Origin of the sequence: Paenirhodobacter sp., from assembly GCF_050177655.1 — a bacterium.
In the GTDB taxonomy this organism is placed as follows: Bacteria; Pseudomonadota; Alphaproteobacteria; order Rhodobacterales; family Rhodobacteraceae; genus Rhodobacter.
The window spans coordinates 1-25663 of record NZ_JBFXGV010000027.1 but is presented as its reverse complement, the minus strand read 5'-3'; the positions used below and the strand labels follow the sequence as shown (position 1 = coordinate 25663).

At 69.6% G+C, this 25663-nt stretch carries 21 protein-coding genes; 15 read left to right on the top strand and 6 right to left on the bottom strand.

Features of this window, described 5'->3' with window-relative positions; translation table 11 throughout:
- Window positions 1-3 precede the first annotated feature (3 nt).
- Window positions 4-843, bottom strand: coding sequence for an iron uptake transporter permease EfeU (efeU, locus tag AB7U46_RS10865; RefSeq protein ID WP_428336991.1), 840 nt, complete (start codon window positions 841-843; stop codon window positions 4-6).
- Between the two features lie 193 nt (window positions 844-1036).
- Between efeU and phnC the strand changes: the two genes are divergently transcribed.
- From phnC to AB7U46_RS10840, 5 genes are read left to right on the top strand one after another with little or no spacing between them, the layout of a single operon-like run.
- On the top strand, window positions 1037-1855 hold the full coding sequence (gene phnC / locus AB7U46_RS10860; protein ID WP_428336990.1) for a phosphonate ABC transporter ATP-binding protein: 819 nt from the start codon (window positions 1037-1039) through the stop codon (window positions 1853-1855).
- Between the two features lie 47 nt (window positions 1856-1902).
- Complete coding sequence (phnD, locus tag AB7U46_RS10855) at window positions 1903-2799, top strand: phosphonate ABC transporter substrate-binding protein (RefSeq protein ID WP_428336989.1); 897 nt, start codon at window positions 1903-1905, stop codon at window positions 2797-2799.
- Between the two features lie 53 nt (window positions 2800-2852).
- Entirely contained in the window at window positions 2853-3707 is an 855-nt protein-coding gene (gene phnE, locus AB7U46_RS10850; RefSeq protein WP_428336988.1) for a phosphonate ABC transporter, permease protein PhnE, read from the top strand.
- Window positions 3704-5041, top strand: a complete 1338-nt coding sequence (gene phnE / locus AB7U46_RS10845; protein WP_428336987.1) for a phosphonate ABC transporter, permease protein PhnE — start codon at window positions 3704-3706, stop codon at window positions 5039-5041. The genes phnE (AB7U46_RS10850) and phnE (AB7U46_RS10845) overlap by 4 nt, the downstream gene beginning before the upstream one ends.
- A gap of 27 nt (window positions 5042-5068) precedes the next feature.
- Window positions 5069-5689, top strand: coding sequence for a chloramphenicol acetyltransferase (locus AB7U46_RS10840; RefSeq protein WP_428336986.1), 621 nt, complete (start codon window positions 5069-5071; stop codon window positions 5687-5689).
- Here the strand turns inward: AB7U46_RS10840 and phnF are convergent.
- Window positions 5674-6393: a phosphonate metabolism transcriptional regulator PhnF gene (gene phnF / locus AB7U46_RS10835; protein WP_428336985.1), complete on the bottom strand. Its 720-nt coding sequence runs from the start codon at window positions 6391-6393 to the stop codon at window positions 5674-5676. The genes AB7U46_RS10840 and phnF overlap by 16 nt on opposite strands.
- A gap of 77 nt (window positions 6394-6470) precedes the next feature.
- Here phnF and phnG point away from each other — a divergent pair, with 77 nt between their 5' ends.
- From phnG to AB7U46_RS10795, 8 genes are read left to right on the top strand one after another with little or no spacing between them, the layout of a single operon-like run.
- Window positions 6471-6920, top strand: a complete 450-nt coding sequence (gene phnG, locus AB7U46_RS10830) for a phosphonate C-P lyase system protein PhnG (RefSeq protein WP_428336984.1) — start codon at window positions 6471-6473, stop codon at window positions 6918-6920.
- The gene (gene phnH, locus AB7U46_RS10825) at window positions 6917-7486 is read left to right on the top strand and encodes a phosphonate C-P lyase system protein PhnH (RefSeq protein ID WP_428336983.1); all 570 of its coding nucleotides are present in this window, start codon (window positions 6917-6919) and stop codon (window positions 7484-7486) included. Before phnG ends, phnH begins: the two co-directional genes overlap by 4 nt.
- On the top strand, window positions 7486-8574 hold the full coding sequence (locus AB7U46_RS10820) for a carbon-phosphorus lyase complex subunit PhnI (protein WP_428336982.1): 1089 nt from the start codon (window positions 7486-7488) through the stop codon (window positions 8572-8574). Before phnH ends, AB7U46_RS10820 begins: the two co-directional genes overlap by 1 nt.
- On the top strand, window positions 8571-9434 hold the full coding sequence (locus tag AB7U46_RS10815) for an alpha-D-ribose 1-methylphosphonate 5-phosphate C-P-lyase PhnJ (protein ID WP_428336981.1): 864 nt from the start codon (window positions 8571-8573) through the stop codon (window positions 9432-9434). The genes AB7U46_RS10820 and AB7U46_RS10815 overlap by 4 nt, the downstream gene beginning before the upstream one ends.
- Window positions 9434-10237: a phosphonate C-P lyase system protein PhnK gene (gene phnK, locus AB7U46_RS10810; protein ID WP_428336980.1), complete on the top strand. Its 804-nt coding sequence runs from the start codon at window positions 9434-9436 to the stop codon at window positions 10235-10237. The genes AB7U46_RS10815 and phnK overlap by 1 nt, the downstream gene beginning before the upstream one ends.
- Before the next feature lie 15 nt (window positions 10238-10252).
- Window positions 10253-10936, top strand: a complete 684-nt coding sequence (gene phnL, locus AB7U46_RS10805) for a phosphonate C-P lyase system protein PhnL (RefSeq protein ID WP_428337009.1) — start codon at window positions 10253-10255, stop codon at window positions 10934-10936.
- A gap of 2 nt (window positions 10937-10938) precedes the next feature.
- A complete protein-coding gene (gene phnN, locus AB7U46_RS10800) occupies window positions 10939-11502 on the top strand; it encodes a phosphonate metabolism protein/1,5-bisphosphokinase (PRPP-forming) PhnN (protein WP_428336979.1) in 564 nt (187 codons plus the stop codon).
- Entirely contained in the window at window positions 11499-12635 is a 1137-nt protein-coding gene (locus tag AB7U46_RS10795) for an alpha-D-ribose 1-methylphosphonate 5-triphosphate diphosphatase (protein WP_428336978.1), read from the top strand. The genes phnN and AB7U46_RS10795 overlap by 4 nt, the downstream gene beginning before the upstream one ends.
- A gap of 187 nt (window positions 12636-12822) precedes the next feature.
- Here the strand turns inward: AB7U46_RS10795 and AB7U46_RS10790 are convergent, their stop codons facing one another.
- The 4 genes from AB7U46_RS10790 to AB7U46_RS10775 form a co-directional block, all read right to left on the bottom strand.
- Entirely contained in the window at window positions 12823-13578 is a 756-nt protein-coding gene (locus AB7U46_RS10790) for a M15 family metallopeptidase (protein ID WP_428336977.1), read from the bottom strand.
- Window positions 13542-13757 carry an SH3 domain-containing protein gene (locus AB7U46_RS10785; protein WP_428336976.1) on the bottom strand — a complete coding sequence of 72 codons (216 nt, stop codon included), beginning with the start codon at window positions 13755-13757 and terminating at the stop codon, window positions 13542-13544. Before AB7U46_RS10785 ends, AB7U46_RS10790 begins: the two co-directional genes overlap by 37 nt.
- 205 nt (window positions 13758-13962) lie before the next feature.
- A complete protein-coding gene (locus tag AB7U46_RS10780; RefSeq protein WP_428336975.1) occupies window positions 13963-14733 on the bottom strand; it encodes a hypothetical protein in 771 nt (256 codons plus the stop codon).
- Window positions 14734-15054: 321 nt separating this feature from the next.
- Entirely contained in the window at window positions 15055-17076 is a 2022-nt protein-coding gene (locus AB7U46_RS10775; RefSeq protein ID WP_428336974.1) for a mechanosensitive ion channel family protein, read from the bottom strand.
- A 158-nt stretch (window positions 17077-17234) separates the two neighbouring features.
- On the opposite strand from AB7U46_RS10775, the gene AB7U46_RS10770 reads away from it, so the two are divergent.
- Together AB7U46_RS10770 and AB7U46_RS10765 are read left to right on the top strand one after the other, a co-directional pair.
- Window positions 17235-18920: an alpha/beta hydrolase gene (locus AB7U46_RS10770; RefSeq protein WP_428336973.1), complete on the top strand. Its 1686-nt coding sequence runs from the start codon at window positions 17235-17237 to the stop codon at window positions 18918-18920.
- Between the two features lie 39 nt (window positions 18921-18959).
- On the top strand, window positions 18960-25663 hold a 6704-nt coding region (locus tag AB7U46_RS10765; RefSeq protein WP_428336972.1), incomplete at its 3' end, for a CHAT domain-containing protein.

Here is a 25663-nt window from a genome sequence, read left to right as displayed (position 1 = left end):
CGCTCAGGCCTCCTGCGCGGGGATCGTGGCGCGCGGCGCGGTGGCCGGGCGCAGGAAGAAGAAGAGGGTGACGGCGACGAGCAGCGCCCAGGCGATCACCTCGCCCACGGCCGGGCTCTCGTGATAGCCGAAGAGCGCGGAGAGCACCGTGCCCACGACCGAGGAGGTCGGCAGCACCTGGCTCAGATCCCAGGCCGGGGCCTGGAGATGGTTCCACAGGCCCGCCTCGTGGAGCGAGCGCAGCGCGCTTGCAAACAGCCCGGCGGCGACGAAGAGAATGAAGATGCCGGTGAGACGGAAGAAACGGCGCAGGTCGAGCCGCACGCCGCCCGCATAGATCGCGACGCCCAGCACCAGCGAGACGGCGACCCCGGCAAGCGCGCCGATCGGCGCGGCGGGGCCGGGGCTTTGCTGGAAGATCGCGAGCAGGAAGAACATCGATTCGAGCCCTTCGCGCGCGACCGCGAAAAAGGCCGCGCCAATCAGCGCCCAGACCGCCGCGCGCCCGGGCGTGGCAAAGGCCGCGTCGACCGAGCGTTGCAGCTCGCCCTTGATCGTGCGGGCGGCCTTGCGCATCCAGAACACCATCCAGAGCAGCACGCCCACCGCGATCAGCGCGACGCCGGCCTCGAACCCTTCCTGCGCCTTTTGCGGGAAGCCCGCGTGCAAAAGCTGCAGCCCGGCGCCGACGAAAAGCGAGAGCGCCACGGCCAGCAGCACGCCGACCCAGATCGCGCCGATCCAGGCGCCGCGGCCGGTCTGCTTGAGATAGGTGGCGATGATGCCCACGACGAGCGCGGCTTCGAGCCCTTCGCGCAGCATGATGAGGAACGGGGCGAGCATGGCGGCGCCTTATTGTTGATGATTTTGCTTTGGTATTAATACCGAGAAAAAGAGTCAACCAACAATCGCCCGCCCCGCACGCCCCCGCCCTGCCGCGACGGCAGCGACGTCGTCACCGAAATTTCACCCGATCTCGACCTTTCCGTCACGGCCGGAGGCTAAGCCCGGCGCCGAATGCAAGAGGGGGGCCCGGGTGCTCGAGGTTCGCAACGTGACACGTCTCTTCGGCACGAAGGCCGCGGTGGACGACATCAGCTTTCGCATCGACGGCCCCGCCTTCGTCGGCATCATCGGCCGCTCGGGCGCGGGGAAATCGACCTTCCTGCGGATGATGAACCGGCTCACCGACGCGAGCTCGGGCGAGATCCGGGTCGAGGGGCGCGACGTGCTCGCGCTGACCGGCGCGGCGAAACGCGCCTGGCAAAGCCAATGCGCGATGGTGTTCCAGCAATTCAACCTGGTGCCGCGGATGGATGTCGCGGCGAATGTGCTGCACGGGCTGCTCGGCCGGCGCGGCACGCTCGCCACGCTGTTCAACCTCTGGTCGGCCGAGGACATCGCCCGCGCGATCGCGATTCTCGACCGCCTCGGCATCGCCGAACAGGCGCCCAAACGCGCCGAGGCGCTGTCGGGCGGGCAGCAGCAGCGCGTCGCCATCGCCCGCGCGCTGATGCAGGATCCGAAGATCATCCTCGCCGACGAGCCGATCGCCTCGCTCGACCCGATGAATGCGCAGGTGGTGATGGACACGCTCAAGCGCATCAACCGCGAGGACGGGCGGATGGTGATCGCCAACCTGCACACGCTCGACACCGCGCGGCGCTATTGCGACCGGGTGATCGGCATGCGCGACGGCCGCGTCGTCTTCGACGGCACGCCGGCGCAGCTTACCCACGGCGTCGCGCGCGAGATCTACGGCGCCGACGAGCGCTTTTCCGAAAGCGCGACCTCGACCGAAATCGGCGCGCTGCCCGGCGACGACGCCTATGCCCGCGAGCTGATGGAAGACTGACCCCGCGCTCCGGCCGGGGTGGCCGGAGCCCGAACCCGGAGAAGACCATGAAGACACTCGTTGCGATCATCGCCGCGACCACCGCGCTTGCCGGCGCGGCCCAGGCCGAAGGCATCACCGCGTTCAACATCGGCATCCTCGGCGGCGAGAACGCGCAGGACCGCCTTTCGTCGAACGAATGCTTCCGCAAATATGTCGAGGACGAACTCGGCGTTCCGGTGAAGCTTTTCGCGCCGGCCGATTATGACGGCGTGATCCAGGGCCTGCTCGGCGGCACGATCGACACCGCGCTGCTCGGCGCCTCGGGCTATGCGAAGATCTACCTGACCGACCCGAACGCGGTGACGCCGGTGCTCGTCACCACCCATCCCGATGGCGCCTCGACCTATTACTCGATCGGCTTCGCGCGCAAGGACAGCGGCATCAAGACGCTGCAGGACGCGAAGGGCAAGCGCTTCGGCTTCGGCGATCCGAACTCGACCTCGGGCTACCTGATCCCCTCGCTCGAGATCCCGCAGGTGATCGGCGCGAAGATGGAGGACTATTTCGGCGAGGTGAAGTTCACCGGCGGTCACGAACAGACCATCGTCGCGGTGAACAACGGCGACATCGACGCCGGCGTGACCTGGGCCGACGGCAACGGCGCCTGGGAAGACGGCTATAACGAGGGCGCGCTGCACAAGGCGGTGCAGGCCGGTCTCGTCGACATGAACGACCTCGTCGAGATCTGGAAATCGAACCCGATCCCGGAAGGCCCCTTCGTGCTGCGCAACGCGCTGCCCGAGGATGTGAAGGCGAAGGTCACCGCGCTGATCGCCGGGCTGCACGAGAAGGATCCGGAGTGTGCCAATGCGGTGAACTCGGGCGAGACCGCGGGCTTCGTGCCGGTCACCAACGCCGCCTACGAGCAGATCATCGCCGTGCGCAAGATGCAGTCGAACTGATCCGAAACGATCCCGGGCGGGGCACCCCCCGCCCGTTTTCCGAAAGGCCCGCGATGACCGATGCCCCCGCCCTGCCCGCCGCGCGCTATCTTGCGCTGGTGCGGCGCCGTCGCCTTTACGGCACCGTGCTGATCGTGCTTTTCGTGGCGCTGATGGCCTCGGGCTTTCGCCTCGCCGATGCGCGCAACGCGGGCGGTTTCCTGCAGGGCCTGCCGCATGTCTTCGATTTTCCGAAAGAGATCCTGAGCGAGGCCTGGCGCGACCGCGCGCATCTGCCCGCGCTTTTCGCGCGCTTCCTGCCCTCGCTGATCGAAACGCTGAACATCGCCGCGGTCTCGACGCTGGCGGGCGGGATCGCCGCCGCGCTGCTTGCCGTGCTGTCCACCCGGGGGCTCGCGCTCTGGCCGCGGGCGCTGCCGCTCTTTCGCCGCGCGATGGACGTGATGCGCGCGATGCCCGAGATCGTCGTCGCCCTCGTGCTGATCTTCCTGATCGGCACCGGCCCGGTGCCGGCGATGCTCGCGATCGCGCTGCACACCGCGGGCGCGCTGGGCAAGCTTTTCTCCGAGGTCGCCGAGAACGCCGATCTGAAGCCGGTCGAGGGGCTCGCCTCCACCGGGGCGAGCTGGCTACAGCGGATCTGGTTCGGCATCGGGCCGCAGGTCGCGCCGATGTGGTCCTCCTATGCGCTGCTGCGCTTCGAGATCAACATCCGCGCCTCGGCGATCCTCGGCTTCGTCGGCTCGGGCGGCATCGGCTATGACCTGAAGACCGCGCTGCAATGGGGCCAGGGGCGGTATGACCAGGTCGTCGCGATCTTCCTTTTGCTGTTCCTGACGATCTCGCTCGTCGATCATTTCTCCGACCGCGCCCGGGCGCGGCTCGTCAAGGGAGGGGCCACGGCATGAGCCTCGCCACCGCACAATCGGCGACCGGCGTCGTGCTTCAGGTGCAGATCGCGCGCGCCTTCGCCGCCCGGCGCCGCCGCGCGCTTTTGATCCCGCTCCTGCTGCTCGGCTACCTCGCCTATATTTTCGTCGCCTTCGACATCGCCGGCATCGCCGGGCGGCTGCGCCCCGACAATGCCGCCGCGCTGATCGGCGATTTCTGGAGCTACAAGACCCATGTCACCCGCGACAACCGCTCCGGCGCGATCGAGATCGCGATCGAGGGCGAGGCGAAGGGGCGCTACCCCGCGGGCGCGGCGCCCGACTGGGTCACCCCGGGCGCGGAGCCGGTGATCGCGCTGCCCGACGGCTCGCGCATCACCTATCTGCCCGATGCCGCGCAGATCGAACGCAAGGGCTTCGGCACCATCCTCGTGACCCGCGCGGCGAAGGAAATCATCCTCACCCTGCCCGAGGGCGCGCCGATGCCGCGCTGGATCTCCGCCTCGAAGACGCGGGTGAGCCTCTCGGGCCCCTGGTGGCGTTTCGCGATGACGCAGAACCGCACCGAGACCTTCCGCTACCAGCCCGGCTGGGAGATGTTCTTCTTCACCCTCGACAGCCCGTTCCACGGGAAAGGCCTCGGCGACTTGGCCGCGCTCGCGCTTTGGGAGCCGCGGCTCGACCCGACGCGCTCGAACCTCGCGGCGATGCTCTCCGAGGTCTGGCACAACAAGGTCTGGCACCATGACGTGGTGATCTGGGCGATGGGCGAGACGGTGCTGATGGCGTTCCTCGGCACCATGGGCGCGGGGCTGATCGCCTTTCCGCTCGCCTTCCTCGCCGCGGCGAATTTCGCCCCCGCGCGGCTCTTGCGCCTTGGCCTGCGGCGGATGTTCGACTTCTTCCGCGGCGTCGACGGGCTGATCTGGACGGTGATCCTCAGCCGCGCCTTCGGCCCCGGGCCGATGACCGGCGCGCTCGCGATCCTGATGACCGACACCGGCACCTTCGGCAAGACCTTCTCCGAGGCGCTGGAAAACATCGACGGCAAGCAGGTCGAGGGCATCGCCTCGACCGGCGCCGACGCCGCCCAGCGCGCGCGCTTCGGGGTGATCCCGCAGGTCGCGCCGGTGATCCTGAGCCAGCTGCTCTACTACCTCGAATCGAACACCCGCTCCGCCACGGTGATCGGCGCGATCGTCGGCGGCGGGATCGGTCTTTTGCTGACGCAGGCGATCCTGACCCAGAAGGACTGGGAAGAGGTGTGTTATTACATCATCCTGATCGTGGCCACGGTGATGGCGATGGACAGCTTCTCGGGCTGGATCCGGCGCCGCTTCATCCGCGGCTGAGCCCGCCCCCTTTGCCCCGGAGGCAAGATGCCGAAACTGTCCCCCACCGAGCCGCTGATCCATGACGGCGCCCAGATCACCAACGCGCGTTTCGGCGCCTATTGCGAGGTGGGCGCGGGGGCGGTGGTGCTCAATTCCGACTTCGGCGATTACGCCTATTGCGAGCGGCTGTGCGACATCGCCAATAGCTCGGTCGGCAAATTCGCCAATATCGCCGCGATGGTGCGGATCGGGCCGACCGATCATCCGTGGCGCAACGCGGCGCAGCACCATTTCCTCTACCGCTCGTCCTATTATTTCGACGATGCCGCGGATGACGCCGATTTCTTCGCCGCCCGCGCGGCGCGGCGCACCACGCTCGGCGCCGATTGCTGGATCGGGCATGGCGCGATCGTGAAGCCCGAAGTCACCATCGGCACCGGCGCGATCGTCGCCTCGGGCGCGGTGGTGACGAAGGATGTCGCCCCCTTCATGATCGTCGCGGGCTGCCCGGCGCAGCCGCTGCGCCGCCGCTTCCCCGAACCGGTGGCCGAGCGGCTCCTCGCGCTCGCCTGGTGGGACTGGGACCACGCGACGCTGCGCGCGCGGCTCGCCGATTTCCGCGCGCTGCCCGCCGAGGCCTTCCTCGAGCGTTACGAGCGGTCCTGATCGGGCGCCAGTGTCAGCGCGACGCGATCGCCCGCGAACCAGCTGATGCCATATTCGACCGGCCGCCCCGCGGGATCGACGCTCACCGCCTCGGTGCGCAGGATCGGCGCGCCCTCGGCCACCTGCAAAAGCCCCGCCCGCGGCCCGCGCGCGATCTTCGCGGTGACCCGGGTCGAGGCGCGGAAATAATCGGCCACCCCCTGTTCGGCGAGCGCCGCGGTGACCGAACTGAGCCGCGCGAGCGCCTCGGGCAGCGCCGGGAAACGCTCCGCCGGGAACACCGAGCGAAAGACACAGATCGGCAGCGCATCGCCGAAGGAAACCCCCTCGAAGACATGCACCCGGTCGACGCCGAGCGCCGCCGCCTCGGCCGGGTCCGCCGGGCGCGTCTCGATCCGCAGCACCCGGCGCGAGGGGGTGCGGCCCGAGGCGGCGATGTTCTGATTGAAGCGCACCCGCCGCCCGATCGCGTAATCGGCGGGCGGCGCGGCGGCGACGAAGACCCCGGCGCCGCGCCGCGCGACGACGAGCCCCTCCTCGGCGAGCGCGGCGAGCGCGTGGCGCACCGTGTGCCGGTTCACCCCGAAGCGCGCCGCAAGCGCCGCCTCGGTCGGCAGCTTCGCGCCCTCGGGGTAAAGCGCGGCGGCGATCTCGCCGCGCAGCGTGGCGGCGATCGCCGCCCAGACCGGGTCTTTCCTCGTCATCGAAGTTTCACTTGCCTCCGCCGCGCATTCCGGATCATATTTGTCTAGTTGTATAGAAACCTAGACAAGTCCGCAAGATGTCGAGTGACCCAGAGACGACCGAGATGAGACAGGAGAGGATGGGGCTGATCGCCCGGGCGCGGCCCGAGCGGCTGGCCGCGCTGATGCCCGACCTCGCCCCGCATGACTGGCTGCGCGCGCCCGAGGTGGGCGCGGTGATGGTGCGCGGGCGGATCGGGGCGGCGGGCGGCGCCTTCAACCTCGGCGAGATGACGGTGACGCGCTGCGCGCTGCGGCTTGCCGATGGCAGCGTCGGCCACGGCTATGTGCAGGGCCGCGACAAGGCGCATGCGACCCGCGCCGCGCTGATCGACGCGCTGATGCAGGGGCCGCGGGCGGCGCGGATCGCGGCCGAGGTGCTGGCCCCGCTGCGCGCCGAGGAGGCCGCGCGCCGCAGCGCCCGCGCCGAGAAGGCGGCGGCGACGAAGGTCGAATTCTTCACCATGGTGCGGGGGGAAGACGCATGAAGGACGCGATGCTTTCGGGCGGTTTCGCCGATCCGCCGCGCGATGCGGCCCGCGCCTTCCGCGCCTGTCTCGAGGCGATGGCGCGCCCCGGACGGCTGCAGCCGATCACCGGCGCCACCCCGCCCGCGCCGCTTTCGCCCGCGGCGGGCGCGGTGCTGCTGACGCTGTGCGACGCCGCGACGCCGCTGCACCTCGCCCCTTCGCATGACAGCCCCGCGCTGCGCAGCTGGATCGCCTTTCACTGCGGCGCGCCGCTGGTGGCGGCATCGCAGGCCACCTTCGCGCTGGGCACGTGGGAGGCGCTGCAACCGCTCGATCGTTTTGCCATCGGCACCGCCGATTACCCCGACCGCGCGGCGACGCTGATCGTCGAGATGCCGGCGCTGACGCCGCCGAACGCGCGGCTCTCCGGCCCGGGCATCGCGACCGAAATGCTGGCCCGCCTGCCCGACCCGGAGGAGGCCGCGCGCAACCACCGGCTCTATCCGCTCGGCCTCGATCTCTACCTCTGCGCGGGCACCGAGATCGCCGCCCTGCCCCGGTCCACCGAAGTGGAGGCGCTCTGATGTATGTCGCGACCAAGGGCGGCGAGCGCGCGATCGAGGCCGCTCATGACTGGCTGGCCGAGGCGCGCCGCGGTGATCCCGCGCTGCCCGAACTTTCCGTGGCGCAAATCCGCGAGCAGATGGCGCTGGCCGTGAACCGGGTGATGGCGGAGGGCTCGCTTTATGACCCCGACCTCGCCGCGCTCGCGATCAAGCAGGCGCGTGGCGATCTGATCGAGGCGATCTTTCTCATCCGCGCCTATCGCACCACGCTGCCGCGTTTCGGCGCCTCGCGCCCGGTCGAGACCGCGACGATGGCGATCGACCGCCGGATCTCGGCCACGTTCAAGGACGTGCCGGGGGGGCAGATCCTCGGCCCGACCTTCGACTACACCCACCGGCTGCTCGATTTCAAACTGATGGCCGAGGGCGAGGCCCCGCCGCAGGCCGCGCGCCGCCCGGCCGAGGAAGCCGCGGCGCCCCATGTGCTTGGCCTGCTCGACCGCGACGGGCTGATGGAGCCGCTCGGCGCCGATGCGGGCGAACCGCCCGATCTCACCCGCGAACCGCTCGAGATGCCGGCGCCGCGCGCGCTGCGGCTGCAGGCGCTCGCCCGCGGCGACGAGGGCTTCGTGCTCTCGCTCGCCTATTCGACGCAGCGCGGCTATGGCCGGACGCATGCCTTCGTCGGCGAGCTGCGGATCGGCTGCTGCGCGGTGGAGATGGAGATCCCCGAGCTCGGCTTCGCGATCGGCATCGGCGAGATCGAGCTCACCGAATGCGAGACGGTGAACCAGTTCACCGGATCGAAGACGGAGCCCGCGCAATTCACCCGCGGCTATGGGCTGGTGCTTGGCCAGAGCGAGCGCAAGGCGATCTCGATGAGCCTCGTCGACCGCGCGCTGCGCTGGGAGGAGCTCGGCGAGGAGAACACCGGCGCCCCGGCGCAGGACGCGGAATTCGTGCTTGGGCATTGCGACAACATCCAGGCGACCGGCTTCCTCGAACATATCAAGCTGCCGCATTACGTCGATTTCCAGTCCGAGCTCGAGCTGATCCGGAAATTGCGGCGCGCGGCGGAAGGCGCCCGGCAGGAGGCCGCGCAATGAGCGACTATACTTTCGCCTATCTCGACGAGGCGACGAAACGTATGATCCGCCGCGCGATCCTGAAGGGGCTCGCGGTGCCCGGCTACCAGGTGCCCTTCGCCTCGCGCGAGATGCCGATGCCCTATGGCTGGGGCACCGGCGGGGTGCAGGTGACCGCCGCCTGCCTGGTGCCCGAGGACCGGCTCAAGGTGATCGACCAGGGCGCCGACGACACCACCAACGCGGTCTCGATCCGGCGCTTCTTCGCGCGCACGGCGGAGGTGGAGACCACCACCCACACCGGCGAAGCGACGGTGATCCAGACCCGCCACCGGATCCCGGAGGCGCCGCTCATCGAAGGGCAGATCCTCGTCTATCAGGTGCCGATCCCGGAGCCGCTGCGCTTTCTCGAACCGCGCGAAAGCGAGACGCGGCGGATGCATGCGCTGGCCGAATACGGGCTCATGCATGTGAAGCTTTACGAGGACATCGCGCGGCATGGCGCGATCGCGACCTCCTACGCCTATCCGGTGCTGGTCGAGGATCGCTATGTGATGGACCCCTCGCCGATCCCGAAATTCGACAATCCGAAGCTTGGCGACACCCCGGCGATCCAGCTGTTCGGCGCCGGGCGCGAGCAGCGGATCTACGCGCTGCCGCCCTACACCAGGGTCGTCAGCCTCGATTTCGAGGATCACCCGTTCGAGGCGACGAAAGCCGATCACGCCTGCGACCTCTGCGGCTGCGAGACGAGCTATCTCGACGAGGTGATCGTCGATGACCGCGGCGGGCGGATGTTCTGCTGCTCGGACACGGATTTCTGCGAAAGCCGGCGCGCGGCCGGGCATCGCGGGCGCCTCTCGCCCGGGGAGGCCGCGTGATGGAGGGGCCGGATCCGAGTATTTTCGCCAGGAAAAGCCCGGGCGCGGAGGAACCGCTCCTCACCGTCGCGGGGCTGGAAAAGCGCTATGGCGCGCGGATCGGCTGCACCGGGGTGAGCTTCGATCTCTACCCGGGCGAGGTGCTTGGCATCGTCGGCGAATCCGGGTCGGGGAAGTCGACGCTGCTGGGCTGCCTCGCCGGGCATCTCGCACCCGAGGCCGGGACGATCGCCTATCGCGGGCGTGACCTCGGCGCGATGAGCGAGCCGGAGCGGCGCGTGCTCGCGCGGACGGAATGGGCCTTCGTCCATCAGAACCCGCGCGACGGGCTGCGCATGGGGGTCACCGCCGGCGGCAATGTCGGCGAGCGGCTGATGGCGGTCGGCGCGCGCAACTACGGTGCGATCCGGGCGGCGGCGGAGGACTGGCTCGGTCGGGTCGAGATCGACGCGCGCCGCATCGACGACCGGCCGCGGCAATTCTCCGGCGGCATGCAGCAGCGGCTGCAGATCGCGCGCAACCTCGTCACCGCGCCGCGGCTCGTGTTCATGGACGAGCCGACCGGCGGGCTCGACGTCTCGGTGCAGGCGCGGCTCCTCGACCTCTTGCGCGGGCTCGTGCGCGACATGGGGCTCAGCGTGGTGATCGTCACCCATGACCTCGCCGTCGCGCGGCTGCTCGCCGACCGGCTGATGGTGATGAAGGACGGGCGCGTGATCGAACAGGGGCTGACCGATCAGGTGCTCGACGATCCGCAGGCCGCCTATACCCAGCTTCTCGTGTCCTCCGTCCTGCAGGTGTAGCCGATGACCGAACCGATGATCCTGATCGAGAACCTGTCGAAAAGCTTCACCCTGCACAATCAGGGCGGGGCGGTGATTTCGGTGATGGAGGGCGCCGCGCTTTCCGTCGCCCGCGGCGAATGCGTGGCCCTCGCCGGCCCCTCGGGCGCGGGGAAATCGACGCTGATGCGGATGATCTGGGGCAATTATCGCGCCGCCTCCGGTGTGATCCGGGTCGCCGGGCTCGACGTGGCGCAGGCCGCCCCGCGTGAGATCATCGCGCTGCGCCGCGCGACGCTCGGCTATGTCAGCCAGTTCCTGCGCGTGGTGCCGCGAGTGCCCTGCCTGCGCGTGGTGGCCGAGCCGCTCCTCGCGCTGGGGGTGCCGGAGGCCGCGGCGCTCACCCGCGCCGCCGATCTGCTCGGGCAGCTCAACATCCCCGAGCGGCTCTGGCCGCTTTCCCCCACCACCTTCTCGGGTGGCGAGCAGCAGCGCGTCAACATCGCGCGCGGCTTCGCCCATCCCTTTCCGGTGCTGCTCCTCGACGAGCCGACCGCCTCGCTCGACGCGCGAAACCGCGAGGTGGTGCTCGCACTGATCGAAGCGGCGAAGGCGCGTGGCGCGGCGATCGTCGGCATCTTCCACGACGACGCGGCACGCGCACGGCTGTGCGACCTGGAGATCGACGTGACCCGGTTCACCCCGGCGAAGGCGGCCTGACGATGGCCGGGCGGATCATCGCGCTCGTCGGCCCCTCGGGCGCGGGCAAGGACACGCTCCTCGCCGGGCTGATCGCGGCGCGCCCCGGAATCCACCGCGCCCGGCGCGTGATCTCGCGCCCCGCCGACGACGCGAGCGAGCCCTTCGAAAGCGTCACCCCCGCGGAATTCGCCGCGCTGCGCGCCGCCGGCGCCTTCGCGCTGCACTGGTCGGCGCATGGGCTCAGCTATGGCATCCGCACCGCCGAATTCGCGCCCGTCGCGCAGGGCCGCACCGTGATCTTCAACGGCGCCCGCCGCGCGCTCACCGAGGCGCAGACGCTTTTCCCCGCGCTCGAGGTGATCGAGATCACCGTCGATCCCGCGGTGCTCGCTCACCGTCTTGCCGCGCGCGGGCGGGAAAGCGCCGAGGAGATCGCCCGCCGCCTCGCGCGCGCCGATCTCGCCTTGCCTGCCGGCATCGCCCGCCGCAGCCTGCCCAACGACCGCACGAAGGAGGAGGGCGTCGCCCGGCTGATCGCCGCGATCGACGCGCCCCTCCCCGCCCTGACCGGAGCCAAAGAATGACCGAAACGATCCTTGCCAATGCCACGCTGATCCTGCCCGGGGAGGCGCTGCGCGGCGCGCTTATTCTGCGCGGGGGCGAGATCGCCGAGATCGTGCCGGGCGCCGCGGTGCCGGCGGGCGCCACCGATTGCGAGGGCGATCTGCTGCTGCCCGGGCTGATCGAGCTGCACACCGACAACCTCGAACGCCACATGGAGCCGCGCCCGAAGGTGAACTGGCCCCATGCCGCCGCGATCATCGCCCATGACGCCGAGCTCTGCTCGGTCGGCATCACCACCGTCTTCGACGCGATGCGCGTCGGTTCGATCCCGAACAGCCGCGGGCGCTACCCGAAATATGCCCGCGCGCTCGCCTCCGAACTGCTCGAGCTGCGCGCGGCGGGGGGGCTGAAGATCAGCCATTACCTGCACCTGCGCGCCGAGGTCTGCTCCGAGACGCTGCGCGAGGAGCTGGACGAATTCGGCCCCGAGGACCGCGTCGGCATCGTCTCGCTGATGGATCACACCCCGGGCGAACGGCAGTTCCGCGACATCACGAAGCTGAAACATTACGTGCAGGGCAAGCTTGGCCTCAGCGACCCGGAATTCGACGATCACGTCGCCGAGCTGAAAAGCCTGCGGGAGAGTTTCGGCGACGATCACGAGATCGCCGCGGTGGCGGCGGCGCGGAGCTTCGGCGCGGTGCTCGCGAGCCATGACGACACCACCGCCGCGCAGGTCGCGCGCTCGGCCGCGCATGGCGTGCGCTTCGCCGAATTCCCGACCACGATCGAGGCCGCGGCGGCCTGCCATGCGCAGGGCATCGCGGTGATGATGGGGGCGCCGAACCTCGTGCGCGGCGGCTCGCATTCGGGCAATGTCGCGGCGAAGGATCTGGCCGAGGCCGACCTGCTCGACATCGTCTCCTCCGATTACGTTCCCTCGGCGCTGCTGTCCTCGGCGCTGATGCTCGGCGATCTCTGGGGCGACATCGCGCGCGGCATCCGCACCGTGACGGCGGCGCCGGCGGCGGCGGTGGGGCTCACCGATCGCGGCGAGATCGCGCCGGGCAAGCGCGCCGATCTGATCCGGGTGAAACGGATCGGCGGCGCGGGCGCGGTGCGCGGGGTCTGGATCAAGGGCGCGCGCATGTGACGGCATTTCATGCGCTGGACCTCGTCCTGTGCATGATCGGTGATGCGCTGTTTCCGCAAGGCCGGCCGGCGCACAGATGCCCCTCGCGGTCGAAGCGCCGGCAGCGCTGGTCCGAGCGCAGGACAGGCGGCGCAGGGCGCGCGGCAGACGCGGAAAGCGGCCCTGCCCCAGTCAGCTCACAATGGGATCACAGGGCCTCACGCGTGACGGGAAACTCGAATTGCGTGCCGGGGAATGGCTCGTCGCGCAGGGTGAAATGCCACCATTCCAGCGCATAGGGCCGGAAGCCGGCACGGGCCATCGCCGCGCTCAGCGTCCGGCGGTTGCGCGCCGCCTCGGGCGAGGAAGCGGCCTCCTGCGCGCTTCGTGGCGAGAAACAGTCGAAATTGGTGCCCATGTCGATGCTCGATTCAAGGGGGCGTTGCCCGTGGGGGGCATCGCATGGCGCGCCATTGGCCCGCATGCGCGGCGGCTCTTCGCCAAGCGCGAGCAATCCGACATCGACGGTGGAGCCGCGCGAATGGCTGGATCTGTCGGAAATATAGCCCTGACGGACAAGATCGCGGCGCGCCACCTCGGGGAAGAATGCGGGATTGTAGGCGGGGGCGCCCGCCGCCCGGACCCAGGCGGCGAAATGCCGGACCGCGCCCGCAGGCCGGTAGCAATCGTAGACGACGAGCCTGAGCCCCGCCGGACGCAGCGCCCGCTCCGCCCGCAGGAGCGCCCCGGCGGCCGCGCTCGTGAGCAGGCACTCGGGCGCCTCGTAGCCCGGCACCCGGGCGCCGGTGAAATTATAGGGGCCGGCGTAGCGGATATCCTGTGCGATCCCCGGCGCCACGTCGGAGAGCCGCACGAAGCCCTTCTGCGGGGGCTGCGCCGCGGCGGGCGCGGCAAGCCCGAGGCAGGTCAGAACTCCGGCTCGAAGCCATTGACGGAGGACCATCCGGTCTGTCCCTTCCATTCGATCTGGCACCAGTCGTAGCGCCCGCCGCCCGCATCGGGGCGCTGGCAGGCGATCATCCGGATGCCACCCGATCTCGCCGGGATCGCGAAGAGCACCGGATACATCGTGCCCGGTCCCGAGCGCACATTCTGATAGCCCTGCGAGACGGAGGCCTTCACCTTCCAGCTCGGACCGCTGACGGAGCGTTCAGGGGCACTCTGAGGCGCGGGGCTGGGGGCCGGGACGGGCTGGGCCTGCGGCACGCTGCCTCCGTCCGAGCAATTCCCGAGCCCCGGATAGCATTGCGCCTGCCCCCGGGCGGGCAAAGCCAGGAGCAGGCCGACGGCAAGGCCCGTCACCAGGGGGCCGCCCAGTCGCATCATCTCAGTTCCCCTTCCGGTCGAATGCCGGGAAATATTCCCGGATAAAGGCCTCCCCTTCAAGCAGGGCCGGTTCGATGCCTCGGCCGGGAAAGCTGCGGTAGTAGTTGAACCCGGCCTTCATCGCGACATAGCGCTGCTCGGGGGTGCCGTGGTGGCCAATTTGCGAGAAGTGATCGTCCCCCAGTTCGAAGAGCGCCTGCGCGAAAGTGTCGATCTGCTCGGGGCTGTCTGCGAATTTGTTGCCCATGTAGAAGCCGGCCATGTAATCCGCATGCAGCTCGACGAATTTCACCGAACGATGTCGGTCGCGCAGCCGCTGGAACAGCGCGGCATGATGATATTGGGCGATATGGGAGAATTCATGCGCGATCACCCCGGCCACGACCGAGCCCCCCAGTGCGCCTTGCGACAAATGCTGCAACAGCAGCGCCTTTTGATAGAGGATCGAGCCGTCGGTCTGCGGCGTTTCGGGGAAGGTGCGCAGGGTGGCGAAGGCATTGGCGAGCCCGCCGGTGTAGATGTAAAAGGCCGGACGCAGGTTGAAGAAGCGCGACTGGCTGTTGAGTTCCTCGCTCAGCGCGCGATCGAGCGCCGCAGTCCCGGTGCCGCTGACGCGGTTGAGCTCGTCCATTTCCGCGCCGCCCCCCGAGGCACAGAGCACGATATCCTCGGCGCGGCCCTGCGCGGCGGCGCCCTGCTGGGCGCGCGCGCAGAGCGGACACAGGGCCGCAGCACCGGCGAGCGCGGAAAGCGTGAAGGTACGGCGATGCATGGTTCTCTTCGGGGGCTGGGGGGCGAAGAAGTGTCGTTGGCGTCGGGGCAAGCCTAGCCCAAGGGAGCCGCCGCTCGCAACCGTGGCGAGAAGCGCGATCCGCAGCTGAGCGCACAGCTTTCACGGCTCAGGTCCGGGCGATGTCGCCAGCTCTCCGACAGGAAGGCCGCGGGTGCGCGGCCCCGCCGTGCGCGGGGCGCCGCGCGACCGCGATCAGAGGCGCAGACGATCGGGGCCAGAGCATTAGGCGCATCGCGAAACATCCCCTCTGTCCGCTCCCCAAAGCCGCACCGGAGCCCCGGCCGACCTTGCCGCCGGCTTTCAGCGCATCTCCTCCCCGGCCCCAAGCGCGGCGACGCCGCCTGCGGTGGCCGCGGGGCCATGCTCTGCCGCGCCCTCGCCGCGCACCCGCACCTCGCGCACGGCAACCGATATCCCCTTGTCCTGAAACATCTTTTGCACGGCGTCATAGACGATCCGGCGCAGCCGGTATTGCTCTCCGGGCACGCATTTGTAGCTGGTGCGCACAATCATCGCCCCCTCATCGACCATCACCACACCGCCGAACTCCAGCCGTCCGACGAACAGCGGCGCCAGATGCGGATCGGCCAGAAGCGCCTCGGCCAGATGCTCGAATTCGGCCTGCAGGAGCCTCAGGTCGGTATCGAAGGGCAAGCGGAAATCGAGCCGCAACGAGATCCAGTCGCGCGAATGGTTGGCGATGGTGCGGATCTCGCCAAATGGCACGGTGTGCAGCGCGCCAAGCGGATGGCGGATCGCCAGCGAGCGGATCCCGGCACGTTCGATCGTGCCCTCGGCCAGCCCCGTGTCGACATATTCGCCAACCCGGAACGCATCGTCCAGCAGGAAGAAAATGCCCGAGACGATGTCCTTCACCAGCGCCTGCCCGCCCATGCCCAGCGCGATGCCCACCACCCCGGCGCCCGCCAGCAGCGGCAGCACATCGACGCCGATCGCCGAGAGCCCGATCATCGTCGCGGTGAGGGCGATGGCGACGAAGGTGGTGTTGCGGATCAGCGGCAGGAAGGTGGCAACCCGGGTCTGGCGCGCGCCACCGCCGGAGGTGGCGGCGCAAACCACCCGCTCGGAGCCGATCGCCACCACCTGCCAGAGCACATAGGCGATGAGCAGGGTCACCAGCAGTTGCGTGAGCGCCGGGCCCAACGCCTCGGCCAGCGGGTTGCGCCAGATGTCCCAGGGCCCGCTCCAGAGCCGCACCAGAAGGGTGAGTGTGCCGACGGTGGCCAGCGCGCGCCCGAGCCGCGAGAAGAATTGCGCGAAACTCGGCGGGGCGCTCAGGCCGGGCGGCGGGGGGGGCGTCGCGGCATCGCTGCGCGCGGCCCAGTCGTCGAGCAGCAGGCAGAGGGCGAGGAGGCCAACGATCAGGAAGACGCTGGCGACGGCGAGGGTATTGGCCTCGAACCGGCCGAGGAGCAGGAGCATCGAGCTCATGGCCCAGGACAGCGCGACATAGGAGGCCGCGAGCAGATGCCAGACGCCCGCGAGCCCCTGCCAGCCCGCCGCGCGCCGCCGCCCGTGGCGATCGCTCGAGAGGATCCGGGCGATGGGCGCGCGATGCACCAGGATCGCCGCGATCACGCCCGCGGCGACCAGCGTGCGGGTGATCAGCGCGAAGGTCAAAACGGCGGACGGGGCGAGCCCCCCCACGCGCAGAAGCGTGGTGGTGCACAGAAAGAAGATCGCTGCGCCGGCGAGGATGACGAGGTGACGATACAGACGAAGCGCCTCGGCGTCGCTGACCGCGGCGAGGCGCAGCGCGGGGCGCCAGGGCGCCAGCACGAGGCGGGCGAGCAGCGCAAAGCCTCGCATCATCAGAAGCGCCAGCATGTAGCTGACGACGAACTTCTGCGCTCCGGTATTGGCCTGCACACTCATCAGCAGGGGCCAGCCGCCGACCACCGCGAAGACCATCATCGCCGCGAGATTGCCGAGGAGCCAAAGGGTTCTGCCGCCCTCTCCGGCCGCGCGGCGGAACCGGGCCAGCATGGCACGAAAGCCAAGCTCGGCCAGCGCGCCGACCGCCAGCCACAGCGCCACCCGCGCCACCAGCGCGCCGAGGCTGAAGCCGGTCTCGCCGAGACGCGCGAAAAACGCGGCCAGCGTGGCGGGAAAGTTGGGGAAATCGGCACCGAGCGCCGCAAGTTGCAGCGCCGCGTGGCGGGAACTTTGCGCCAGCACCTCGAAGACCGCCATCGCGCCCTGCACGAAACCCGAGGTGGCGATTGCGGGCGCCTCGGGCGATCCGGCCAAGGCGTGCATCGGGAGAAGGCCCACGAGCCCCCACATATAGGCCCGTCTCATGCCCATCTCTCCAAAACGCGGTCTTTTGTCACGTTTGGGATGCTATCGCAGGTTTACACAGGCGAACAAGACGGTTTGGATAGGAAGGAAACCGCGGCGAATGCGGGCCGGAATGCCTTGCCCCGAGAGGGTCGGAACGACAGGAAGGATGGATCTCGATGCGCGCTCTCAGCATTGCCTGTGCCGTTTTTGCCCTTCAAATGGCGGCCCTGGCGCCCGCTCTCGGGCAGGACACGCCTTCCGAGGCGCCCTCGGTCGCGACGCTCGAGCGGTTCGCGCAGGTCGAGGCGCTGCTGGCCAGCGAGCCGAAAGCGGCGCTCGATCTGGCCGACGCACTGCTTGCCGAGCATGACGACGACGACCTGCGGCTGATCTTCGCCCGCGCCGCCCTGACGGCGGGTGAGCCCGCCCGCGCGCTGACGTTCCTTGCGCCGCTGGCCGGCCGCCTCGCCGCCACCGATCCGCGCCGCACCGAAAGCTTCGATCTGACCGCGGCGGCGCAGGACAGCCTCGGCGATGCGCAGGCGGCGTTGAACGCCCGGCTCGCGGCCTATGACACGCTCGAAAAGCGGCTCGGGCCGGAGAACCCGGCGCTGCTGGCGCGTCTCGATGCGCTGCGCCCCGAGATCGAGGCCGTGATGCCGCAAATCCTGCCGCAACTCGATTCGATGCGCGCCGTGGTGGTCGAGGCCAACAAGTCCGGCGCGCCCTCCTCCGTTCGCATCGCGGGCAAGCCCGATGCGGTCACCGTCTGGTATGGCACCAACCGACGCCCCACCGGCAACCCCGATCCGGCGCAGGCCTATGGCTCGGAGCGCGGCGATCTGTCGGTGGGCAAGCTTGTCGTGACGATCCCGCCCAACCACTTCGCCGGGATGATCGAGCGCCCCGGCGGCTGGCTTTTCACCGACCATCTCGACCCGAACGAGCATGTCGTTCTGGCCGAGATCGAGCAGATGGGGCGCGAGGCTTTCGCCGCGGGCTGTTGCGAGGCCGAGGACCGGCTTTTGTTCGTGCACGGTTACAATGTGTCCTTTCACGACGGCGCGTTGCGTGCGGCGCAGCTAAGCTACGATCTCGAATTTCCGGGCAAGACGATGTATTACAGCTGGCCCTCGAAAGGCTCGCTCTACGGCTATCTGTCCGACGCCAATGGCGTGGTTTCGACCCGCCCGGCGATGGAAGAATTCCTCGAAATCGCGACGCGCGGCAGCGGCAAGCTGCATGTGATCGCGCATTCGATGGGCAATCGCTACCTGCTCGAGGCGCTCGAGACCTTCCTGCTGCGCCACCCCGACCGGCACATCGGCCAGCTGGTTCTGGCCGCCCCCGACGTCGATCGCGCCGAGTTTCTGGCGCGCTTTCCGGTGCTGCGCGACCATGTCGACGGGGTGACGCTTTACGCCTCGAAACACGATCTGGCGCTGAAACTGTCGCGGCAGGTGAACGGCGGCGCGCGGCTCGGCGACGCCAATGATCAGGTGGTGACGATCGACGGGCTCGACACGGTGGATGCCTCGTTGATCGAGGCCGACAGTCTGGGCCACAGCTATTTCGGCGACGCGCCGCAGATTCTGGGCGACATTCTGGGGCTGGTGCGGCTGGGCTGGAGTGCGGACGAGCGTTGCTCGGTGGCGCCGCGCGCGGCCACGCAGGGGCGGCTCTGGGAGGTCGAGCCCGATGGCTGCCGGGTCGAGGTGGTGCGCACGGCGGGCGATCTGATGCGGGTCTACGGCGCGCGCGCGCTGGCAGAAGGGCAACGGCGGCTGGATGCGTCGCCGGGCGATCAGGTCGAATTCTGGCAGGGCGTGATGAAGGTCATGCAGGCTTCGCTGGCGCAATAGCGCGCCGCCCCCTCCCATTTCCCAACTGAAAGCATTCCGATGTCGCGCCTTTTCCCCGCCTTGCTCGTCACCTTTTGCCTTTCACCGCTGGCTCTTGCCGCCCAGACCGCGCAAAGCCCCTTTGCCCCCGACCCGACCGGTGCGGTCAGCGCCGAGGGCGTCTATGCCCCCGCGGCCCTTGCCGATCTCGCGCCTGCGTTCGAGGGCGCCGTGGCGAAAGAGGATGACCCGCGCATCGCCGTCTGGATCGCGCTTCGTGCGGCGGGCGACATCGACGGGCTGATCGCCGCGACCGAAGCCGATCTGCGCAGCCCCGCCCCGCACCCTTCGGCGAGCCATGTCTGGGCCTGGGCGCAATGGGCGAAAGGCGCGATGGGGCCGAACCTCCTGCCAAGCCCGCCCGAAGATCTTGCCCCCGTTCTGACCCTTGCCGCGCAGGCGTTTCAGGCGGCGCGGATGGGGCGCGACGATCTTCTGGCGGCGCTCTCCGAGGCGACGCTCGCCCGGCCCCGCGCCGATTACTGGGCCGATTACGAGATCGCCTATGCGAGCTGCGGGCTTGGGGCGCGCGCGGATTGCCTGCAAATCGCCGAGCGGCTGGTCGAGACCTTCCCGGCCGATTTCGGCGCCGCCTTTCTGCTGGGCGGCACCTTCATCGCGGAGCCCGCGCCGGTGATCGACTGGCTCGTGGCGCATCCGGGCGTCGACCGGGCCCCCGGCGGCGCGCTGATCCGCGCGCTGCTCTCGCGGCCCGACACAACCGCGGCCGAGATGCGCGACCTCTCCGCGCTCTGGCTTGCCGTCGCGCCGAATGACCCCAATGCGCAGCGCCGCCTGGGCGCGCAGCAGCAAAGCTTCTGGCGCACCGAGGAGGCGCTCGCCGCCTATGAGCGCGAGGAGGCCGTCTATCCGTTCCGCGATGCGGCCGAGCGGGTCGCGAAGGCGCTCGCGGTGCTCGGGCGGTTCGACGCGGCGCGCAGCACCGCCGAGGCCGCGGCCCGCGCCGACCAGCCCGAGGCCGCGCGCGCGGCATGGGCCGGGCTGACCGCGCTGCGCGGCTTTACCGAGGCGGGCGAATTGGGCGAGGCGCGTGCGGCGGGGCTGAAGGCGATGGAAAGCGGGGCCGATCTGCGCCCCCTGCTGGTGTCCTTCGGGGACATGCTGACCCGCGAGGACTTTGCCGGCGAGGCCGTGCCGCTTTTGAACAAGGCGGTGGCGCAAGATCCGCGCGACACGGCCGCGGCGGCGGCGCTGATCAAGGCGCTCGACGCGGACGGCCGCCCACAGGAGGCCCTGACCGCCTTCGAGGCCTATCGCGCGGCGGGAGGGGCGCCAAGCGACACGGCCTTCAACGCGGCCCGCAAGATATTGGCGGCACAAGGCGACCGCGCGGGCTTTGACGCGCTGCACGTCGCGGCCCTCGCAGAGCTGCCCCGCGCCGCCTGGCTGCACGGCAATTTCGCCTATGACCTGTCGAAACAGGACCGCCCGGAGGAGGCTTTCGACACCATCCGCGACGCGGTTCTGCTCGATCCGGTCTCGGACTGGCGCCTTGCCCGGCTCGTCGATTACGCGGACAAGTCCGACCGGATGACCGAGGCCACCGATCTGCTCGAAGCGGTGGTGGCGCGCCATCCCGACCAGGCGGAGGCCTGGGCGCAGCTCGGCCGCGCCACGAAGCAGGATCTCTCGATCTGGGAACGCGCCCGCCTGGCCGCCCCGCGCGAGGCCTTCCCCGAGCTGCGCCGCGCGAAAGCGCTTGCGAAAGCCGCCCCCGACGACTGGCAGGGCGCGATCGCCAGCCTCGATGCGGGGCTCGCGCGGCTCGAGGCGGCGGGGGCCGAGGCGCCCGAGCTCGCGGAGCTGCTGGAGGAACGTGCCGGGCAGGTTGACGACGCCGTCTATGCCGGCCGCATGTATGACGTCGCGCGGATCGAGCAGGCGCTGGCCGATCTCGACCGTGCCCGCGCGCTTGGCCTTGGCGAGGATCGCTACTGGAAATTGCGCTATTTCCTGCTGAGCCGGATCGGGCCGTCGCAGGCGCTCACCGTCGCGGCACTGCAAGACCAGCGCACCCACCCCGACGACGAGGGCGCGGTCGGAAACCTCTACAAGGGCGATGTTCAGGAGAACCTTGGCGGCGGCGCGCTCGCCTTCATCGCGCATCACGCCTATGTCGAGCGCCAGCCGCGCAACGCCGAACGGTTGAGCGGTTTTGCGCATCGACACAACAAATGGGGCGGCTCGCCGGTGGTGGCGCTGGCCTATCTCGAACGCGCGAAGCGCTGGGATCCCGAGGCTGCGGTGAAGGTCGAAACCGACCATGCCTACAAGACCCTCGGCGCCTACAAGCGGCACTACGCCGAGCAATATGACAAGGGCGTTTCGGTTTCGGAATCCGACCTTTACATCTCCTGGTTCGAATCCGCCCGCGCCGATACCCGCAAGCCTCAGCCGACGATCCGCCAGCTTGACCTGAACGCGATGCGGGTCTCGATGATCCAGCCCGACGGCACCGAATGGGAGGCGCAATATCACCCGGTGACCGGGCGGATGACGCGGTTCAAGGTCGGGCGCGTCGAGGGCGGCGTCGATTACAACGCGGATGGCAATGTCGAGCGGATGTTCCTCGGCGATCGCGTCGAGACGCGGCTGATCTATGCGCCGCACGACCCCGAACATCCCGTGTCGCCGATCGTGCGCATGGAGCAGAAGGGCAGCCCCGCGCTGAGTTTCGACTACAATGCCGCGGGCAAGCCGACGCGAATCGAGGTCGAGGGACTGGGCCGGCTTCTGGTCAGCTACGATGCCGCGGGCGAAATCACCGAGACGCAGGCGCAGGCGCCGGACGGATCGGAGGGCGGCTCGCGCATCGCCGCGGCGGTGATCGGCGCGTTCAACGGCTTTCAGACGGTGCTCGGCAATCTGCGTGACGTCCAGCGCGGGAATTTCTCCGACATGCAGGTCGATGACCCGGAGCTGAACGCGATGCAGGCGCGGGTGGAAGAGGCGAACGAGGACGAGACGGTCTCGATGCTCGACTATCGCCGGGCGCAGATGGATCTGGCGCGGATGCTGCTTGAACGGCTCGGCGATCTGCCCGCCCATGCCGGGCGCGCCGAGGATCTTCTGTCCGACATCTATTATTCCGCCCGCTCCGCCGAGGAAGAGGGTGTCGAGGCCGGCGAGGCCGCCGCCTTTCAGACGCTGGGCCTCGAGGCGGTGTCGCGCTGGCGCGCGCTCGCGGCCCTGATCCGCCCCGAGGGCCTGCCGGAAGATCGCTGGTCCGACTGGGAGGAGATGCGAGACTGGGCGCTGGGGCTTACCCCCCTGTCCCCCGAGGCGGTCGGCGCGCAGGCGCGCTTTGGCGCGGAACTCGCGCAGGGCGGCTTGCGGCTCCTGTCCGAGGCGGGCTGGCTGCGCGCCTCGGCGCTGACCAATCCGGGGTTCTGGCGCTCCTACCCGCGCGCCGACGTATTCCCCCGCGCGCTGGTCGAACGCGGCCTGCGCCTGTCGGATCTGGTGGTTCGCGCCAATGGCGATGTGGTGGTAGGTTCGGATCGCGGCATGGCGGTCTTTCGGCGCGGCTTTTGGGAATGGTTCGGCTTCGACCGGGCGGCGGGCGCCTTCTCGGCCTCGCTCGCGCCTGCGCAGCTCGACCCGCATTCCGCCGTCGCCGCGCTCGCCGAGGATGATCTGGGCCGGCTCTGGCTCGCCACCGGCGCGGGGCTGATGATGCTGTCGGGCGACTACACCGCTAAGGCGCAACTGTGGAAAACCGACGACCCGGCGCTCCCCGAAGGCCCGCTGGCGGCGCTGGCGGTGAACGGGCCGCGCATGGCGCTCGGCAATGGCGCGGGGCTGGTGATCTGGGATCTGGAGCGGCTGACCGAGATCGCGCGCAGCCCCCAGGCGATCGAGGCCCTGCGCCCCGCGCGCGACGGGTTTCTGGTGCTTGGGCGCACGGGGCTTTCCTTTCACGGCCCGCGCGGCGAGGTCGCTCTCACCGATTACCGGGTCACCGACGCGCTCGCCCCCGAACACGAGGACGCGCTTTACCTGATCGCGGGCGAGGATCTTTTGCGCGCCGACTGGCCGCAGACCGAGCCCGATGCCGCCACCCTCGCCCTCCCGGGGCCGCTCTCCCCCGTCGCGGGACAGGAGACCATCGCGCGCACCGATGCGCCGGCGGGGCTGGTCGAGCTGCGGGCCTTGCCCGACCGCGTGGCGCTGACCGTGCTCACCGACCAGGGGGGCGCGGTGATGGGGCGCTCGGGCTTCGAAGCCTTCGGCGAACCCGGCCGCGACCGCCCCACCGGCCTGCGCCGTGCGGTGGAACGCGACGGGCAGCTCTGGATGCTGACCTCGGACGGCGTGGCGGCGGTGGTGCGCGGGCAGGCCCGGCTCGCCCACGAGGGGCGGGTCGACGATCTGCTCACCTTCCCCGAGCTGGGCGTCACCTTCGTTGCGGGCGGCGGCAGTCTCGAGGTGATCCACCACGACGATCTGACCGCGGGCGCGCAATTTTTCGCGCCACTTGACGCGCATATCCTGCGCCGCGCCCCCGATGGCGCGCTCATCACCCATTCGGGCAACCGGGTGATGCGCTTTCCCCCCGGCGCCACGGCCGCCGAGGAATTGTTCACCACCCGGCAGAGCGTGCCCGATGACCGCGGCCAAGGCCCGCTGCGTGACATTCTGGCGGCGCAGGACGGCACGATCTGGGCCCTTGCCGGCGCGAGCGCCTTTCGCTGGCAGCCGGACGGTGAGCTGACCGAGTTCAGCCTTTACACCGGCCCCGCCGATTACCCGGTCTGGTCCGACAGCCTGCACGGGCTCTATCAGGCGCCTGACGGGCGCATCCTGCTGGTGGCCTCGAACAATGCCCATCTGAGCTACCGCAACCGCCGGCTGCAAGGCGGGCTGTTTGAATTCGACGGCACCCGCTTCGTGCCAAGCACGCTCGATGTGGCGGGCTCGTGGTTCGCCACATCGCTCACGCCCCAGCCCGACGGTTCGGCCATCCTTGGCACCAACCGCGGCTTCGCGCGGCTGGCGGGCAAGACCTGGACCGAGTTCCGCATCGCCGAAGACCGCAGCTACATGGCGCTGCGCGACGCGCATCCGGCGCTTTATCTGGGCACGCGCGGGGTGCAATTGGGCGAAGACCTTTGGCTTTACGGTTCCGCCGCCGGGGTCGTCGCGCGCAAGGGCGAGACCTGGTTCTACCCCGACCGGCTGAACTGGATGCTGCCCGATCAGGACTTCGCCAGCTACGGCGCGCGCGTGGTGCATGCGCTCGAGACCGATCCCGAGGGCCGCGTCTACATCGCCACCGATGCCGGGGTGACCGTCTACGATCCGCGCGGCGCCGGGCCCGAAGCCTTCCTGATCTCGCAGGCACAAAGCGAATTCGCCTTTACCGCGCTCGAACAGGGGCGGATGCGGGCGGTGAACGACGTGCTGATGGACGCGTTGCCGCCCGACAGCGAGGCCGGCAAGGTGGCGGCGAATTTCCGCAAGTCGGCCCGTGCGATCTCGGCGCTCGAGGAAAAGCTCGACCGCGCGGTGGGCGAGGATGCCGCGCGCAAGGCCGATCTGGAGCGGCAGATCCTGCGTGCCAAGCAACGCGACCTGGCGCTTCTGGGCAAGCTTGAAAAGGAAAACCCGTCCCTGTTCAACATGTTGCAGCTCAATCCGATGGATCTGCGCGGCTTCGCCCGCAAGCTGCCCGAAGGCGTGGTGGTGGCGCAATATCTGCCCGCGGGTCAAAGCCTTTACATCAACCTCGTGAGCAGCACCGGCGAAACCCTGCGCGAGGTGCAGCTTGATCCGAAGCTGCTCGACGCAAGGGTGCGGCAAGTGGCGCAGGCCCTGGCGGGCCAGGCGCGCGGGCAAACGCGCCTGTTTGGCGCCGACGAGGGCCCCGATCCGACGCCTCCCGCCCCCACCGACGCGCTGGCCGTCGCGGCACAGGCGGGCGCGATGGCGGCGGGCGAGGTGCTCGACACGCAAGCCGCGCTGGCCTGGCTTTACGATCAGCTCTTGCGCCCGATCGAGAACGACATCCCCGAGGGCGCCGCGCTGGTGGTCTCGCCCGCGGGCGCGCTCTCCTACCTGCCCTTCGGCGCGCTCATTCGCGAGGAGGGCCCGCGCGGGCCGGTCTATGCGGTCGAGCGCTTCGACCTGGCGGTGGCGCCGAGCCTTTACGCGCTCGACACGATGATCGGCGCGCTGCCCTCGGCAGGTTTCGCGCCGCTCGTCTTTGGCGATCCCGACGGCTCTCTGCCCGCGGCAAAAGCCGAGGCCGAGACCGTGGCGGGGCTGCTCGAGGCCGAGGGCATGGTCGAATTGCGGCTGGGCGAGGAGGCGAGTTACGAGGAATTGCAAGCCCATGCGGGCGACGCGCCGTTCATCCACCTCGCCACCCATGGCAAGCTCGACCCGACCTCGCCCAAGGACAGCTTCCTGCTCCTGGCGGGCAACCGTCATATGGATCTGGCGCAGATCATGTCGATTGCGATGCCAGAGACCGAGCTTGTGTTCCTGTCGGCCTGCGAAAGCGGGATCGGGGCGGATGGGCTCGAATACCGCACGCTCTCGCATGCTTTCGTGCTCGCGCCCGCGCGGGCGGTGATCGCGACGCTCTGGCAGGTGGATGACGAGGCGACCCGCGAACAGGCCGAGACTTTCTATGCCAAGCGCATGGAGGGGGCGGGCAATGCGGCGGCGCTGAGCGAGGC